Raw genomic sequence first — 16,634 nt, 5'->3', positions numbered from 1 at the left:
CTGCTGGCACGCCCCATTATCAAAAAAAAATTTGCCTCTTGGCAATGCCGGCCAGCCGCCGCGTGCAATCGCGCATCGGCCATTTGCACTAGGAGAAAAGTAGTAGTAGGGTTCCATGGCGTTCATGTTGTGTCTGCTCGAAAGACGGCGCATCAATATTCCTGCGGCGTCCAGATTGACTTCCGGTCACATTTCCTCTGGCAGGAGCCGCTCGTGAAATGCGCAGAACATGAAGATGTCCCCCCCATTGTTCAATCGCCGAACCTCGCGGCTCGTGTCGCCATCGGACTTGCCGCGGCGCTCAGCGGCTCGGCGACGCTTGCGGAGATAATCCCGCAAGGCACCTACATCATCCCATTTCGGGTTGTCGACGGCGAAGAAAAGACGTTTGTCGGCGGCACGGTCATCACGCCTAAACCGCCCTACCCCATATCCATGGGCGGTACGGGCATTCAGGTCCAAGGGGGCTTGGCCATCCTGGATCCCTCGCTCGGCGACGGAACGCCCATCCGCATAAGCGTCAGCGGCAACGCCATCGACGGCTTGTATGTCAAAAGCGGCGGCAAGATGGTGGTCAGGCCGGGAGGCGTCTACGTCTATGCCACCGGCGGAAGCGTGCGGGGCATCTACAACGTCGGGGAGACGGGCGTTCCGTCAGAGTTCGATGGTACGAACGTGTTTGTCACGACGGATTTTGCCGGCTCCCATGCCCTGCGCACCTATGGCCCCGGTGCGACGACCGTACTGCGGGACTCGACGCTGACCACCTTGCAAAGCGGCTCCAAAGGCGCCGAGGTGTGGCGAGGCGCCAAAGCCAATCTGTACGACACCGCCATCCTGACCAAGAGTTCCGCCGCCTACGGCGTCCATGTCTTCGAGAAAGACAGCCTGCTCACGGCCACAAACGGATCGATCACCACCGAAGGCACGACCGCATACGGCGTTCTGGTACAGGACTACGGCAAATTCATGGGCACCGGCACGTCGGTTCGCGCACAAAACGCGATCGGCGTCTATGTCTTTACCAACGGCATATTCCAGGCCGATGGAATGACCATCCAGTCCGACCGCACTTACGGCATGTACGTCAACGGCGGCAGCGCCACCTTAAAAGACACCCAGGTGAGCACGCTGGCCGCGGGCTCGTTTGCGCTGTTCGTCAACGGCGGGCCGCCCGCGACCGTGGACGGCGGGCAGATTCTGACCTTCGGCGACCGTTCAGTGGCCGTGCGCACCCAGTCCGGCGCCGTGGCGAACATCAACGGCACCCGGATGAGCACGCTGGGACAGGCGGCGTACGGCATCCACGTCGAGGGCTGGGGCACGGTCAATCTGGGCCGCGACGGCGAGACGGGAAGCCTGGTCGACACCCAGGGCGCGGACGCCGATGCCGTCCGCGTGTCGGTCAACGCCACGCGCTTCAGCGCCACCGGCGCGACGCTGCAAACCTCAGGCGCAAATGCCCAGGGCTTGCATCTGACCGGGGCGGCGGGCGCCGCGGCAAAGACGTACACCCTTGTGGATTCCAAGATTGCCTCAGCCCAAGCCGACGGCATACATCTATCGGAGGGTCCCGCCATCGTGTCTTTGAGCGGCTCCTCCGTCACCGGCGGCAATGCCGCCATCAACGTCGGCGCCACTGCCGTCGCGACCGCGGATATCGGCGCCAGCGGCACCTTGATCCAGGGCCGCGTGCTGACACAGCCTGGCAGCACGACCAATCTTTCCATGAGCAATGACAGCACCTGGCAGGTGACGGGAAACTCCAACCTCACGAACCTGGTCAATACCAACAGCCTCATTGACTTTACGCCCCCGCAAGCCGGCAGCTACAAGACCGTCACGACGCGCAACTACGGCGGGAACGGCACCATCGCGCTCAATACTTACCTGGGAGATGACAGCTCTCCGTCGGACAAGCTCATCGTCAATGGAGGGAGCGCCACGGGCACATCGCAACTGCGCATAAAGAACACTGGCGGCCCCGGCGCGTTGACGACGGCAAGCGGGATTCAGGTGGTCGAGGTGACCAACGGCGGCGTATCCGGCGCGGGTGCGTTCGCGCTGTCCGGTCGCGCGGTGGCTGGCCCCTACGAGTATCGGCTCTATCAGGGATCCGCGGCAGCACCGACCGATCAGAACTGGTACTTGCGGTCTGAAAAGGAAGCGCCTCCGCCGCCGCCCCCTCCACCACCTCCACCACCTCCGCCTCCCCCGCCTCCCCCGCCTCCTCCGCCTCCTCCTCCGCCTCCTCCGCCGCCACCGCCGCCGCCACCGCCTCCGCCGCCGCCGCCGGACCCGGAGCCCGAGCCCGAGCCCTTGTATCGGCCCGAAGTCGCGGCTTACCTGGCCAACCAACGCCTGGTGGGGCAGATGTTCGTGCAGAGCATGCACGACCGTTTAGGTGAACCTCAATTCATCGAATCGCAACCGTTCGCGGCCGACGGCAGCAAGCGTAATTCGCTCTGGCTGCGCACCTCAGGAAAATGGGAAGGCAGCCACAGCCGCGACGGCAACTTTGACGTGAGCACCGACCTGTTCCTGTTGCAGGGCGGCGGCGATCTTGCGCAATGGAAGCTCTTTTCCGAGACAGATCGATTGCACCTCGGAGCCATGCTTGGATACGGGACGGCTGACAGCACTGCCCGCGCCGACGGCAATCCATACAAGGCAAAAGGCCGCGTCAACGGCTACAGCGCAGGCGTCTATGGCACATGGTTTCAAAACGACGAGACCAAACTGGGCGCCTACGTGGACACCTGGTTCCAATACGGCTGGTTCAACAACCGGGTGCAAGGCGCCGAACTGCCGCGCGTGGACTACGACTCGCAGGCTTGGGCGATATCTGCGGAAGCCGGCTACGCATTCAAGCTGCGGGAAAACTGGACGCTGGAGCCGCAGGCTCAAATCATCTATGTCGACAGCAATACCGACAGCATCACCGAGCAGAACGGCACCCGGGTAGACCGCGCCGATTCGAACGGCACCATTACCCGCCTTGGGGTGCGCACCTTCACCACATTTGACCTTGGCAACAACCGCCAGGCCCAACCTTTCGCAACCGTGAACTGGTGGCACAGCAACGTCGACAGTTCCGTGTCTTTCAATCAATTACCCATCGGAGACCTGTATCCCAAGGACCGATATGAATTGAAGCTGGGGGTGCACGCCAACTTCACCAAGGGCTGGACGGGATGGGTCAATGCTTCCGGCAGCTGGGGCGCGCAAGACTACCATCAGTATGTGGGGCGGATCGGCGTGAAGTACACGTGGTGAGGCCAGCCTGTAGGGAAGGCGTCGGATGGAATCGGCTGGCTAAAAGGTCGGCCGATTCAAGATGCGCTCGTATTGAAGAAGGTCTTCTGGTGAAAAGCAGCAGAAAATCACCTCCTGGATAGAGGAGTCCCCAGCGAGGCTTTCGCGCACAGTCCTGACTGCCACCTCCGCTGCCAATTCAATGGGATACCCATATACCCCCGTGCTGATGCTGGGAAACGCAATCGATGTGACCGCCCTTTCCTCGGCAAGCTCGATGCACCGGCGATAGCAGCTGGCCAGCAGCGCCGGTTCTCCGCTATCTCCGCCCCGCCATACCGGGCCCACCGTATGGATGATGTACCGAGCGGACAGGCGATAGGCTTGGGTCACCTTGGCATCCCCGGTCTTGCAGCCGCCCAGCAAACTGCATTCCTGCAGCAGATCCGGGCCAGCCGCGCGATGGATGGCGCCATCGACCCCGCCACCGCCAAGCAATGAGGAATTTGCAGCGTTGACGATGGCATCCACCTGGAGCTTCGTAATATCTGAACGGATTGCGCGCAGGCTTGTGGACATGATCTTGCTCCTTGCGGCACTGAATAATTTATGACTTCCCAAGTTCGGATAATGGATGCCAGTCTAAAATTCCGCCTGCCTGACACAGCCAAAATTGTAGACCGACATCCCCCCTCACATGCAACGACGCCTTCTTAATGCCCTGCTGATTGCCCTCCTCGCCAGCTTCGGCGTGCCAGGCAGTCCGACGCGGGCCCAAACCCAATCGGCTCCAAAGATACAGCCTGGGGAGGGACGCCCCTACGAAATCGCCGATAGCGAAGTATGGGACGTGCCCGACCCCATGTCGGGCCGCGGCTACCAAGTCTTCGTCGCCTTGCCGCCCTCTTATGCGAAGCAGCCGCAGCGGCGCTACCCCGTGCTTTATGTGACCGATGCCGACTATGCTTTCCCCATCATCCGGCAGCTGGGACGCCGCCTGAACGTCGAAGGGCCGCAAATCGAGGAATTCATTCTTGTCGGCCTGTCCTATGGCAAGGGCGAGGACGGCGGAGTCAGCCGTCAGCGCGACTACACGCCGACCCCGAACGGTCCAAGCACCGCGCCACCCAACGCGATCCATGGCCAGGCGCGTGCCTATCAACAGTACCTGCGCGATCAGGTAAAGCCTTTCGTTACCGCCCGCTATCGGGCCGACGCGGCGAGAGCCCTCTTTCTCGGCCACTCCTACGGCGCCCTGCTAGGGACGCAGATCCTTTTCACCGAGCCCGGCATGTTCAACGGCTATATCCTGGGCAGTCCTTCTCTCTGGTATGACAAGCGATATGCATTGAAGCTCGAAGCGCGCTATGCGCAGCAGCATCAGGATCTGGCGGCGAACGTTTATCTTTACGTCGGCGCCTATGAGGCCCTGCGCAAAGGTGACCGGCGCTACAACCAGACGGTGGACATGGTCGCCGACAACCGAGCGCTGGAGACGGCGCTGCAAGGCCGGAAATATCCAGGCTTGAAACTGAAGTCCGTGGTCCTGAACGACGAGGACCATCTCACCGTGGCGCCGCGCGGCTTCACGCAGGCCCTGAAGTATTTGTTGCCGGTGCGCTGAGCAATTACACAGATCTGGCCTGAATCCACGTCGGATAAGCCTGCCCTAGATCGCAGGCCCCTTCAGTTCGATCTGATTGCCGTCGGGATCGAAGCAATAGATCGAAGGCCCTTCGCCTTCCGCGCCATATCGCATCACGGCCTTGTCCGCCGTAATGCCGAAAGCGCGCAGATGCTCCAGGATGGCCGTTTCATCGAACGGATCGACCCGCAGGCAAAAGTGGTCGAGATTGTGCCGGTCTTTCCCTGGGGCTCCACCGCCTGCCGCTCCCAATGGCCCTTGCACGTCGACCAGATCGATCATGGAGCTGCCTGCGCCCAGATGGATCATGGCGTACTCATCGTTTTTCTTCTTGATGGAACAGCCTAGCACCTTGGTATAAAACTCCAGGCTACGCGCCATGTCCTGCACTCTCAGGACCACGTGGTCCAAGTGCTTGATCTGAAATACCGGCATGATGATCCTCCTGGGGCAGAGTGAGATTCGGGTTGGATATTGACCAACTGCAGACAGATGGCGGTCCTCAAAGGGAGGATCGGAACTTCACGAACACGAGTTCAGGGTCGCCGTCATCCAGATTTTCGATTTGGCCGCTACTGATAAAGCCCAGCTGGCCAAGCAATTGGCGCATCGCGTTGTTTGAAGTATTGGTCGACGTGAACAGTTTTCCTCCCTGGCATTGCAACTCCAGCGTCCGCAGGATTGCCGTAGCGACGCCACGGCGCCGCGCCGAATCTCTAACGACGACCAGCGGAATGAAATCGTGTTCGAAGAACGAGTGGTCAAGCACCCCGTAACCGATCAGCGCCGAAGCATCGTCTGCTTCCGTCGCGGCCCAGCATTGGCCGGCAGCCACCGCATGGGCAATAAATGTCCTCCTGCCCGGTTCTTGCCTGGCGATCGGATCCAGTTCAACCATCGAATCGATGTCTCCGCTCTGGGCTATACGGACGTGCGTTTGGAGAGACATGGTCGCCGGGCATCGGGATAGGAGGATTCTTAGTCTACCGTGCCAGCTAGAACCGATCGAGCTTCAGTCCAGCCGCCAGATAATCCACAAAAGCGCGCACCTTGGCAGGCGGCAGCCTGTTCTCCTGCCAGAGCGCGTGTATCGGCACCGGCTTGGACTCGAAATTTTCCAATATGACTTCCACCTGTCCCGTATCCAGCAGGTGCCTGATCTGCCACAGCGGCGAATAGCCGATACCGAGCCCGACGCTGACGGCGGAATAAATTGCCGCCATCGTATTGGTCCGGAACGGACCCCGGACCCCGACGTTGCGCCGCTTGCCGTCTATCTGAAAGGCCCATTGCCCCGACTGTTGATCGACGGTCCTGACGATACAGGCATGCTGGCGCAGTTCCGAAGGATGCGCGGGGCGGCCATGCTGTTCGAAATAGGAAGGCGCTCCGAACACGACTCTGCGTAAGGCTCCCAATCGCCGCCCTTGCAAGCCGGAGTCCGGCAGATCGGCGATGCGTACGACCAGATCGAGGCCTGCAGCGGCAAGATCGACAAAGGCATCCGTCAGCTGCAGATCGACCTCGATCTGCGGGTACTCGCGCATGTATTCCGCGATGACCGGAACCAGGAAGTCCGGGCCGAACAGCACCGGGGCGCCGACACGCAACAGGCCCGAGGGCGCGGCTCGACGGTCGGCGACTTCCAGCCGGGCCTCGCCTATCTCTTCCATTGCCGGCTTGACCCGCCGGAAGAAGGCCTCGCCCGCCTCGCTGAGCGAGGAATGCCGCGTGGTGCGATGGACCAGTTGAACGCCCACATCGTCTTCCAGCGCAACGAGAGAACGGCTGACGGCTTGTAGAGAGCGGCCAAGGTTTCGCGCGGCCTTGGTCAGGCTTCCGGTTTCAGCGATATGGATGAACGCTTCCAGGTCTTCGAGGCGGCTCATTATTTATCTCGATTATCGTTATTCACATTCAATTTCTACAAGCATTGTTCCACTAATCGGTAGAAAATACACTGCCTTCGTACTCACACGCATACGAAGGAGAAACCCTGTGAACGGCACTCAACCTATCGTTTTGGTCGTCGGGGCCACCGGCAAATTCGCAAGCCTGGTGGTTCCTGAATTGCAGCGGCGCAAGGTCACGGTACGGGCGCTCGTGCGCGACGAGGCACGCGCCGCGAGGGCCCGCTCGCTGGGCGCGACAGAGACCGCCATCGGCGACCTCCGCGATGCCGACAGTCTCGCGGCCGCCACGCAAGGCGTGGACGGCGTGTTTCATATCGGCCCGGCGTTCACCGCGGACGAAGCGCCGATGGGGGTCGCCTTGGTCCAGGCGGCCGAGCGCAGCGGCGTGAGGAAGTTCGTCTTTTCATCGGTCATCCAGCCGACGAACATGCGCTTGGCCAATCACGCCAGCAAGATTCCGGTGGAGGATGCCCTCTATTCCTCACGGCTGGAATATACGATCCTGCATCCCGCCAACTTCATGCAGAACATCGGTTTGGCCTGGCCATCGATCCGCGACCATTCCAGCTACGCCGAGCCCTTTCCCCGGGACACAAGAATCGCTCGCGTGGACTATCGCGATGTGGCCGAGACTGCCGCAATCGCCCTGACCGGGGACAGGCTGGCCTACGCGACCTTGGAGCTCTGCGCCGGCATGTACAGCCGCACGGACATTGTCGCGGCCTTGACCGAGGAACTGGGATCTCCGGTCGCAGCGCTCGAGCCCGGTTTCAGCGCATGGGCGGAAAACGCCCGCCTGCCTTATGGCGACCAGCAGTTGCCTTTGCTGTCGAAGGTTTTCGATCACTATCGCGCCTATGGGCTTGGAGGAAATAGTCTGGCGCTAAGGGCTGCGCTCGAACGCGAGCCGCGCTCGCTACGCACATACATCAAAGACCTGATCGCCGAGAAAAACTCAGCTCGGAATGGCGGGGAGTATTGAAATGCCCAAGAACCCGACTAGATCCACCCTGAAGAAACTCCCACAGCGCTATGCCCCCTTCCTGATGCCGCTGGTTCTTTCGGTTTTCATGTCGGCCATCGTTTCCGCGGTGGCGACTGCCACGAGCGTGGGCCTGGGCTCCGACTTTGTCATCAGCTGGCCCAGCGCCTGGGGCGCCTCGTGGATCGTGGCTTTTCCCAGCCTCTTGCTGCTGCTGCCGGTCGTGCGCCGGATAGTCGCCTGGATGGTGGTCCAGCCCTAGGCTGGGCAGCGCCGGCATCAATCCCGCGTGGCTGCGCCGGCGTGCGTCAACCGGCCGGCCACGCAAGCATCGCGGCATCGATGATCATGTTGAGCTTCTTCACGCCGGCGCCGTCGCGGGCCTGGATCGACAGGCCTTCCAGCACGGTCGTGTAGAACGCGGCAAGCTGACGGACATCGGCGGACGGCGCAAGGTCGCCCTCGGCAATGCCTCGGGCCAGACGGTCCCTCAGCATCGATTCGCCATCCTTCCGGTTTGCGGCAAGAAACGCGCGCACGCTTTCGTTTTCGGGCGCGCCCAGCAACGATGACAACACGACCATGCAACCCCGCGGCCCCTCGGCCACGGCATAGGCGCGCGCGTTCGATCGCAGCATGGTTTCGACGGCCTCGCGCGCCGTGCGGGCCACGCTGAGGCTCTGCGACGTCGCCCGCCCCTCGACGCGGTCGTAGAGTTCGACCGCTTGGCGGAAGATCTCTTCCTTGCAACCGAAGGTCGCATAGAGGCTGGGCTTGTTGACGCCGGTGGCGCTGACGAGATCCTGGATCGAGGTGCCTTCATAGCCTTGCGTCCAGAAGGTTCGCATGGCCGCCAGCAAGGCCTGGTCCTTGTCGAACTCCTTGGGACGCCCGATTTTCGGCGCGGGGGCCGATTTCGCTTGCTTGTCAGAATTCACGATTCGATTATCCGCAGACCCGCCACACCAACGCCGATCAGCCCCAGAAACAACAGTTTGGCCGATGACATCTGCTCGCCGAGCACCAATGTTCCGAAAACCGCCACGCCGAAAGCGCCGATACCCACCCAGATTGCGTAAGCAGTGCCCACAGGCAGATGCTTCAGGGCCAAGGCGAGCAGCAACAGGCTCAGCATGGCGACGCTGATGCCGATCAGACTCGGCCAGAATCTCGTCAAGCCGTCTGCCTGCTTCAGCGCCAAGGCCCAGACGATTTCAAGCATGCCGGCCAGAACCAGGAGTCCCCAGGCCATTTGAATCTCCATTCCTGTTTGACAGTGATTGGATCATGCCACCGACGGCTCCGCCCATGCGGAAATCCTAGGCGGTGAAGCCGCCATCGATCGCGAGCGATGCGCCGGTAATGAATTGGCTCTCGGCCCCTGCGAGATAGGCCACAGCAGCCGCAATCTCCCCGGGTTCGGCATAGCGCTTGACCGCCATGAGCTCCAGCTCGGCGGCCACCGTCGGGCCATCGGCGGGATTCATATCCGTGTCGGTCGACCCGGGATCGACAATGTTGACCGTAATGCCCCGGCCGCCGACCTCGCGCGCGAGGCCCTTGGTGAATCCGATGAGCGCGGACTTGCTCATCGCATAGAGCGTCACGCCTCCATACGGCACGCGTTGGGCGAAGCAGGAGCCGATGGAAATGATGCGGCCGCCAGCCCCCATGTAAGCCAGCGCGGCTTGCGAGGCCACGAACACCGCCTTGACGTGGATCGCCAGGGTGTCGTCGATTTCTTCGAGCGTGGCGTCCTCGACCGGCCCGTAAGGGAACACGCCGGCGCTATTGACCAGTATGTCCAGCCTGCCCAATTCGCCGGCAGTCTGCTCTACCGCCGCCCGGACGGCGGCCGGATCGCGGCTGTCCGCCTTGATGGCCAGGACCTTGGCGCCGCTTTTGCCGAGTTCATGGGCGTAGTCTCTGGCCGTCTGATCCGATCTGGCATAAGTGAAGGCGACATCGGCGCCCCGTTCTGCAAACCTACGAACGATGGCGGCGCCGATGCCCCGCGTTCCTCCAGTGACCAGCGCGACCTTGCCTTGGAATTCCATTGCGAAAGCTCCTTTTATACCGATCGGTTAAAAAGATACTACGCGAGGCGGAATTCATCGTCAAGCATCACCGCCCGCGCAGATACCCGTCCCGCGTTTGCGGCAGCTTCATCCCAAGCACCGCGGAAGCGACCTGGGTGCGCAGGATCTGCGCCGTGCCGCCCGCGATCGTGAACATGCGCGCATCGCGCACGTGGCGCTCCATCGGCATGTCGCGCCCATAGCCGGACGAGCCATGCAGCTGCAAGGCGTCGTTGGTCACGCGTTGCGCCGTTTCGGCGGCAAAGATCTTGGCCTGCGCGGCCAACGACAGGTCTGGAAAGCCGAAGGTCCGCGGGGTGCCGCTGCGCGCGGCCGCGTGCAGCATGTGCCGCGCGGCATTCAGCTGGATGGCCATGTCGGCAACCATCCACTGCAGGCCCTGGAACTCCGCTATCGGCCGGCCGAACTGCTGGCGTTGCTTGACGTAGTCCACGGCCTCCTCGAAGGCGCCCTGCGCGATGCCCAGCGCCACCGTGCCCGCGCCCACGCGCTGGGCGTTGTAGGCCTGCATCAGGCCGGCGAAGCCGCGCTTGAGCCCCTCCGGCGGGACTACCAGCATGGACTTGTGCACCTTGAGGTCATGGAACTTGATGTAGGTCTCGGGTATGCCCCGCACGCCCATGGCGTAGGAGCGCTTGGCGATCTCCAGCCCATCATCCGCGCCGTCCGGTTCGCGCACGTGGATGAACGCGCCTATGCCCAGATCCTCGCCATCGTCGATGACCCGCGCAAAGATCAAATGCAGGCGCGACACCCCGCCTCCAGTGATCCAGTACTTCTCGCCATTGATGAGGTAGTCGTCGCCCTTGCGGACGGCCCTGGTGCCCATTTCACTGGCTGCGCTGCCGGCCTGGGGCTCCGATATGCAGATGGCGGGCTTGTCGCCCGCCAGCACGCAGCCGGCGGCCAGTGTCTTCTGCTCATGGCTGCCGTACTGCATGATGGCGCCGATTGCGCCCATATTGGCTTCCACCGTGATGCGTCCCATGGTGGCGCAGGCGCGGGCCATTTCTTCCACGACCAGGACGGTATCGAGATAGCTCAGCCCCTGTCCGCCGTACTCCCGTGGAATCGTCATGCCCATGAAGCCGCTTTCGCGCAGCAGCCGGACATGGTCCCAGGGATACTGTTCGGATTGGTCGGTGGCCGCGGCCGCCGGCTTGAATACGGTCTGCGCCAGTTCGCGCGCGCGCTGTTGCAGCGCCAATTGGTCTTGGGAAAGTTCAGTCATGGTTCATCCTTGCTACGTGCAAAACTCCGGCCAGGCCACAAGGCCCGCCGGCATCAACCCACCTTGATATCCGCGCGCCGCGCCACCTCGGCCCAGCGCTCGACCTCGCTGCGCGTCAGCGCCGCCAATTCCTGCGGCGTGCCTCCGCCCGCATCGGCGCCCAGCGCGATCCAGCGCTGCACGAACGCCGGGTCGGCGAACGCGTCGTTGACTGCCGCGTTGAGCACGCGCACCACGTCCGCGGAGGTGGACGGCGGCGCATAGATGCCGTACCAGCTGGTCGCGTCGTAATTGGCCGCGCCGCTTTCCGCCGCCGTGGGCACATCGGGCAGGCTGGGCGAGCGCACCTTGGAAGTCACCGCGATCGCGCGCACGCTGCCGGCCCGGATGTGCTGGATGGCCGACGGCATGGTTTCGAACATCATGTGCACGTTCCCCGCAATGATGTCGACGATCGCCGGCGCTGAACCGCGGTAAGGCACATGCATCATCTGGGTGCCGGTGACGTTCTTGAAGTACTCGGCCATCAGGTGCTGCATGGTGCCCGCACCCGGCGTGGCATAGCTGTACTTGTCCGGATTGGCCTTCAGCAGCGCCACCAGCTCCTGCACGTTCTGCGCGGGCAGATCCTTGTTGACGATCAGCGCATGGTTGACGCGTCCCAGAAAGCCCACGGCAGTCATGTCGCGGATGTCGTATCCCAGCTTCGGATATACGGATTGGGCGATCGCATGATGCACCGCGCCGAACAGGATGGCGTAGCCATCGGGACGGGCCTTGGCCACGGCGTCCGCCCCCAGCGTGCCGCCGGCGCCGCCACGGTTCTCCACGATGACCGACTGGGCCAGGCTGGCGCGCATCGGCTCGGCCAACTGCCGCGACAGGATGTCCACGGTGCCGCCCGGCGCGTAGGGCGCAATCAACCTGATGCTCTGCGAGGGGTACTTGCCTTGCGCAAATGCCCGGCTCAATGGCGTCAATGCAGCAAGCGCCAACAACTGTCTCCTATCCATGTCTCTCTCCTCGTGTGTCCGCCCTCGTCCGGGGCGGTGTTGTCTAAGGTGTGTACCGTCAGCGTCCTGCGCCCATGCCCCGGGAACGCCCTACTCCTGGCGGCCGCCTCCCGCTGTCGTCCAATCGGCCAGGATCTGCTGCGCGTGCTCGTCCAGGCGGGGCGGCGGCCTGCGGTAGGAGACCGGCGTGGCGGACAGCTTCAAGGGGTTCGCCAACAGGTTCAGCTCGCCGCCTTGCGCCCATGCGCAAGGCATGCGCAAATGCGCGCCGCGGGCCTGAACGTGCGGATCATTGAACACATCGCGCAAATCGTTGACCGGGCCGCAAGGCACGCCCACGGCTTCCAGCTGTTCCAGCCAGGTCTTTCTTGGGCGCAGGGCCAGCGCATCCTGTACCCGCTCGCATAGTTCCGCGCGATGGGCAACGCGGGCGGCATTGGACGCGTAGCGCGCGTCGTCAGCCAGACCGGCCACGCCGGCCACTTCGCAAAAGCGCCGGAACTGCGCATCGTTGCCCACGGCAAGAATCATGGGACCGTCCGCGGCGTCGAATACCTGGTAAGGCACGATGTTCGGATGGCCGTTGCCCAGGCGCGTCGGCAGCTCCTGCGCGGCAAGATAGTTCGTCCCCGCGTTCACCAGCCAGGCAATCTGGCTGTCCAGCAACGAGATGTCGATGTGCTGCCCCAAGCCGGTCAAATCCCGATGGCGCAACGCCGCCAGGATGCCGACGGCGGCATACATGCCGGTCATGACATCCGCGATGCCCACGCCCACCTTCATCGGCGCGCCCTGGGGCTCGCCGGTAAGGCTCATGATCCCGCCCATGCCCTGGATCAGGAAGTCGTAGCCGGCGCGCTTCGCGTAGGGACCCGTCTGGCCGAATCCGGTGATGGAGCAATAGACCAGGCGCGGGTATCGATTCTTGAGCTGCGCATAGTCCAGGCCATACCTGGCCAGGCCGCCAACCTTGTAGTTTTCGACCAGCACATCGGCATTTCCCAGCAGTTGGTGCAGCGTGTCGCGGCCCGCTTCAGTGGCGATGTCGAGCGCGATGGACCGCTTGTTGCGGTTAGCGCTCAGGTAGTAGGCACTTTCCGCGGTCGCGCGCCCGTCCTGGCCGTTGATGTACGGCGGCCCCCATTTCCGGGTGTCATCGCCCTCGTCCGGCTTTTCCACCTTGACCACGTCCGCGCCCAGGTCGCCCAACAGCTGCGTCGCGCTCGGGCCCGCCAGAATGCGCGAGAGGTCCAGGACACGCACGCCACTGAGCGCGGAAGCTTCCACTGACTGCATACGCCTTCTCCATCAGAGTCGATCGATGCAGTCTAGAATTCCCAATCCTCACCTTCAATTGAGTTTTTTTTCAATATGAAGGGGAACATGACGCACGGGCCAGATCGTGGCCGCGCGCTCTACTTGACCGGGAACTTCAGCTTGGGCGCGGCCTCCCTGACCATGGTCCAGAAAGCATGCGCGGCGGGCGACAGCCTGCGTTCGTTCAGGCATGCCAGGCCCATCCTGCGCTTGGAGGCGGGGCTGATCTTCCTGTAAACCAGCCCGTCGTAGGCCTGCGGCAGCACCAGCGACGCAAGCACCGAGATGCCCTGCCCGCGCCTGACGAATTCCAGGATGGACATGATCTGCGAGAGGTCGTGCGCGATATGCGGCTTGGCGCCGGCGCGCTCGAACATGCGCGTAATGACCGGTTGCGAGCCCGCCCGCGTCATGATCAGGGGATAGTCGATCAGGTCCTTCACCGCGATCGACTTGCGCTCGGCCAGCGGATGACCGGCGGGCAGCACCACCATCAGTTCGTCGGTGACCAGCGCCAACGTATCGAAATCAGGCTTGGGCAAGGCCACCACCCCGATCTCGATGCGGCGCTCGACCAGCGCGCGCTCCAGTTCCGGGTCCGGCTTCTCGGTCACGAACACGTCTACGCCCGGATAGCGCGCTTTGAACATCTCCAGCAGCTGCGGCAGGATGTTCAAGGAGGAACTCGCGCCCAGGGAGCCGAGATTCAGCAGCCCCGAGCGCAGGCCCGCGCTGGCGTTCGCCGTCGCCCGTACGATCTGCAGGGAGGCGAACACGTCCCTGACGTGCGGCAGGATTTGCTGGCCGGCATAGGTGAGATGCACGCCCGGCGCATTGCGGTCGAGCAAGGGCGCCCCCAGCGTGGCCTCCAGCGTGCGCAGGGCATGGCTGGTGGCCGAGGGCGTCATGCCCAGCCGCGCGCCGGCGCCCGCAATACTGTCGGCCGAAGCCAGCGCCAACAACAGTTCCAGCTGTCTGAGGGAGAGGGATTTTGCTGCCTGATCCGGCATGGCCATGTTTCCTTGGTGCTAAGCCGCCAGCGCTTGCGCCAGCTCCAACGCCCGCGCCAGAAACGCCGACGCATCGTCCTTGCGATAACTGACGATCACCGGCGACACGAAAGTGTCGGCGTCGATCGCCACATGCGCCACATCCTGGCGCTGCAAGCGCTGCACCGAGGCCGGCACCACCGTCACGCCCAGCCCGGCCGCGACCAGGCCGATGGCGGTCTGCAACTCGTTGGCTTCCTGTACCACCTGCGGCGCATGTCCCGCCGCGCGGAACAGCCCCAGCACATGGTCGGAGAAGTTCGGGCGCGGGCGCGCCGGATACAACACGAAGGGCTCGCGCGCCAGACGCTCGACAGATACCCGGCGCAGCCGCGCGATCGGATGGCCCAGCGGCACCGCCGCCATCAGCGCTTCGGTCATCAGCACGCGCCGTTCGATGGCGGGGTCGTCGAACAGGATACGGCCTATGCCCAGATCGATGCGTCCGGCCTTCAGCGCCTCGAGCTGCGGCAAGGTAGTCATTTCCGTGAGGCCGACCTCGACCTGCGGATCGGCGTTGCGCAGTTGCCGGATCAGCTCCGGCACGAAGCCATAGAGCGTGGACGGCACGAAGCCTATGCCGAACCAGCGCCGCTGCGTCTGTCCCAGCCGGCGCGTGCCCTCCAGCACCTCTTCCAGGCGCGCGGTCAACAGACGCGATTGTTCCAGCAGGAAGCGGCCCGCTTCCGTCAGCCGCAGCGCCCGCGTGGTGCGTTCGAACAGCTGCACGCCCAGTTCTTCCTCGAACAGGCGTATTTGACGGCTGAGCGGCGGCTGGGCCATGTGCAGCCGGGCGGCCGCGCGCGTGAAGCTGCCTTCTTCCGCCACGGCCTGAAAATAGCGCAATTGCCTCAGTTGCATTGCATGACCTCATACATACCAAAAAGGTATCAATCGGAACCCATATAGTCTTGGACTCGCACGGAAAACGCAAGCCATACTGACACATCGCACAAACCTGATCGTAAAAGTATGAATGCCGGGAATTTCCCCCGGCGAGTCTGCGGACCATCGGCGCGCGGCGACACAATAATTCGAGCACTACGGAGACCATCATGCGCTTGCGCCCTGTATTCAAACGACTTGCCCAGGCCTGCGTGAGCCTGGCCCTGCTGGGCGGCGCGTCCGCGGCGCTGGCGCAGACCTATCCGGATCATCCGGTCAAATGGATCGTGCCCTTCCCGCCGGGCGGCGCGATGGACAGCATCGCCCGCACCCTGGGCGAATCCATGGGCAAGCAGCTCAACACCACCTTCATCGTGGAGAACCGCGCGGGCGCCGGCGGCAATATCGGCGCGGCCAGCGTGGCCCGCGCCAAGCCCGACGGCTACACCATCCTGATCGTGGCCAACGGCATGGCCGTCAATCCGGCGCTGTACACGGACCTGAACTACGACCCGATCAAGGATTTCGCACCGATCTCGCTGTTGGCCGTGGTGCCGAATGTGCTGGTCACCAATCCCGCGCGCACCGGCGCCACCAGCGTGCAGGATGTGATCGCCAAGGCCAAGGCGCAGCCCAACCACTACACCTATGCCTCGGCCGGCGTGGGCACCTCCATCCATCTGGCGGGCGAGCTGTTCCTGTCCATGGCGCAGGTAGACATGCTGCACGTGCCCTACAAGGGCAGCGGCCCCGCCGTCGCCGACCTGCTGGGCGGACAGGTGGACTACATGTTCGACAGCATCACCTCCGCCAAGCCGCACATCGAAGCCGGCAAGCTGCGGGCGCTGGCTGTGACGACCAGCAAGCGTTCGGCCGCCCTGCCCGATGTGCCCACCGTGGCCGAAAGCGGCCTGCCCGGCTACGAACTGATGCCCTGGTTCGCGGCTTTCGCCCCCGCCGGCACGCCGCCCGAGGTGGTCGCGAAACTACACGCCGCCATGCGCGCCGCGCTGAATGATGCCAAGGTGCGCGCCACGCTGGATTCGATCGGCGCCGAGCCCATCGGCGGCACGCCGGATGAATTGCGCGACCATCTGGCGCGCGAGACCGCGCAATGGAAGACGCTGGTCAAGGAACGGAATATCAAGATCAATTGAGGCCCGTGCAGTCTGCGTCTACTCACCCATGATCGTCATCAACGCCCCCCTTGGTCGAACAATGCTAAATTCGGCTTCGACCAAGACG

Annotated in this window: 17 protein-coding genes; 5 read left to right on the top strand and 12 right to left on the bottom strand. The window is 63.3% G+C overall.

Annotated features, from left to right (window positions below):
• Positions 1-213 precede the first annotated feature (213 nt).
• Entirely contained in the window at positions 214-3,276 is a 3,063-nt protein-coding gene (locus AXYL_RS34050; protein WP_013393645.1) for an autotransporter outer membrane beta-barrel domain-containing protein, read from the top strand.
• A 39-nt stretch (positions 3,277-3,315) separates the two neighbouring features.
• Here the strand turns inward: AXYL_RS34050 and AXYL_RS14950 are convergent, their stop codons facing one another.
• Entirely contained in the window at positions 3,316-3,834 is a 519-nt protein-coding gene (locus AXYL_RS14950; RefSeq protein ID WP_013393644.1) for an O-acetyl-ADP-ribose deacetylase, read from the bottom strand.
• Positions 3,835-3,952: 118 nt separating this feature from the next.
• On the opposite strand from AXYL_RS14950, the gene AXYL_RS14945 reads away from it, so the two are divergent.
• Positions 3,953-4,879: an alpha/beta hydrolase gene (locus tag AXYL_RS14945; protein WP_013393643.1), complete on the top strand. Its 927-nt coding sequence runs from the start codon at positions 3,953-3,955 to the stop codon at positions 4,877-4,879.
• Positions 4,880-4,924: 45 nt separating this feature from the next.
• Here AXYL_RS14945 and AXYL_RS14940 read toward each other — a convergent pair whose 3' ends face one another.
• From AXYL_RS14940 to AXYL_RS14930, 3 genes are all read right to left on the bottom strand, one after another.
• A complete protein-coding gene (locus tag AXYL_RS14940) occupies positions 4,925-5,335 on the bottom strand; it encodes a VOC family protein (protein WP_013393642.1) in 411 nt (136 codons plus the stop codon).
• A 67-nt stretch (positions 5,336-5,402) separates the two neighbouring features.
• Complete coding sequence (locus AXYL_RS14935) at positions 5,403-5,798, bottom strand: GNAT family N-acetyltransferase (RefSeq protein ID WP_202798618.1); 396 nt, start codon at positions 5,796-5,798, stop codon at positions 5,403-5,405.
• 97 nt (positions 5,799-5,895) lie between these two features.
• On the bottom strand, positions 5,896-6,789 hold the full coding sequence (locus AXYL_RS14930) for a LysR family transcriptional regulator (RefSeq protein WP_013393640.1): 894 nt from the start codon (positions 6,787-6,789) through the stop codon (positions 5,896-5,898).
• A 109-nt stretch (positions 6,790-6,898) separates the two neighbouring features.
• Between AXYL_RS14930 and AXYL_RS14925 the strand changes: the two genes are divergently transcribed.
• Both AXYL_RS14925 and AXYL_RS14920 read left to right on the top strand, forming a co-directional pair.
• Positions 6,899-7,795 carry an NmrA/HSCARG family protein gene (locus AXYL_RS14925; protein ID WP_013393639.1) on the top strand — a complete coding sequence of 299 codons (897 nt, stop codon included), beginning with the start codon at positions 6,899-6,901 and terminating at the stop codon, positions 7,793-7,795.
• Position 7,796: 1 nt separating this feature from the next.
• Positions 7,797-8,057, top strand: a complete 261-nt coding sequence (locus AXYL_RS14920) for a DUF2798 domain-containing protein (protein WP_013393638.1) — start codon at positions 7,797-7,799, stop codon at positions 8,055-8,057.
• 46 nt (positions 8,058-8,103) lie between these two features.
• Here AXYL_RS14920 and AXYL_RS14915 read toward each other — a convergent pair whose 3' ends face one another.
• The 8 genes from AXYL_RS14915 to AXYL_RS14880 all read right to left on the bottom strand — a co-directional run bounded on the left by AXYL_RS14915 (position 8,104) and on the right by AXYL_RS14880 (position 15,365).
• The gene (locus AXYL_RS14915) at positions 8,104-8,733 is read right to left on the bottom strand and encodes a TetR/AcrR family transcriptional regulator (protein WP_013393637.1); all 630 of its coding nucleotides are present in this window, start codon (positions 8,731-8,733) and stop codon (positions 8,104-8,106) included.
• The gene (locus AXYL_RS14910; protein ID WP_013393636.1) at positions 8,730-9,047 is read right to left on the bottom strand and encodes a DMT family transporter; all 318 of its coding nucleotides are present in this window, start codon (positions 9,045-9,047) and stop codon (positions 8,730-8,732) included. The genes AXYL_RS14915 and AXYL_RS14910 overlap by 4 nt, the downstream gene beginning before the upstream one ends.
• Before the next feature lie 67 nt (positions 9,048-9,114).
• Positions 9,115-9,852, bottom strand: coding sequence for an SDR family oxidoreductase (locus AXYL_RS14905; protein WP_013393635.1), 738 nt, complete (start codon positions 9,850-9,852; stop codon positions 9,115-9,117).
• A 67-nt stretch (positions 9,853-9,919) separates the two neighbouring features.
• Complete coding sequence (gene acdA / locus AXYL_RS14900; RefSeq protein WP_013393634.1) at positions 9,920-11,125, bottom strand: 3-sulfinopropanoyl-CoA desulfinase; 1,206 nt, start codon at positions 11,123-11,125, stop codon at positions 9,920-9,922.
• A gap of 53 nt (positions 11,126-11,178) precedes the next feature.
• Entirely contained in the window at positions 11,179-12,138 is a 960-nt protein-coding gene (locus AXYL_RS14895) for a Bug family tripartite tricarboxylate transporter substrate binding protein (protein ID WP_013393633.1), read from the bottom strand.
• Positions 12,139-12,228: 90 nt separating this feature from the next.
• Positions 12,229-13,434, bottom strand: a complete 1,206-nt coding sequence (locus AXYL_RS14890) for a CaiB/BaiF CoA transferase family protein (RefSeq protein ID WP_013393632.1) — start codon at positions 13,432-13,434, stop codon at positions 12,229-12,231.
• 119 nt (positions 13,435-13,553) lie between these two features.
• Positions 13,554-14,465 (bottom strand): LysR family transcriptional regulator, encoded by a 912-nt coding sequence (locus AXYL_RS14885; RefSeq protein WP_013393631.1) that lies wholly within the window; start codon positions 14,463-14,465, stop codon positions 13,554-13,556.
• An 18-nt stretch (positions 14,466-14,483) separates the two neighbouring features.
• Positions 14,484-15,365 carry a LysR family transcriptional regulator gene (locus tag AXYL_RS14880; protein ID WP_013393630.1) on the bottom strand — a complete coding sequence of 294 codons (882 nt, stop codon included), beginning with the start codon at positions 15,363-15,365 and terminating at the stop codon, positions 14,484-14,486.
• A gap of 194 nt (positions 15,366-15,559) precedes the next feature.
• Between AXYL_RS14880 and AXYL_RS14875 the strand changes: the two genes are divergently transcribed.
• A complete protein-coding gene (locus tag AXYL_RS14875; RefSeq protein ID WP_013393629.1) occupies positions 15,560-16,546 on the top strand; it encodes a Bug family tripartite tricarboxylate transporter substrate binding protein in 987 nt (328 codons plus the stop codon).
• Positions 16,547-16,634 lie beyond the last annotated feature (88 nt).

The sequence above is a fragment of the Achromobacter xylosoxidans A8 genome (assembly GCF_000165835.1).
Lineage (GTDB): Bacteria > Pseudomonadota > Gammaproteobacteria > Burkholderiales > Burkholderiaceae_B > Achromobacter > Achromobacter xylosoxidans_B.
This window is presented reverse-complemented; position numbering and strand designations above follow the sequence as displayed.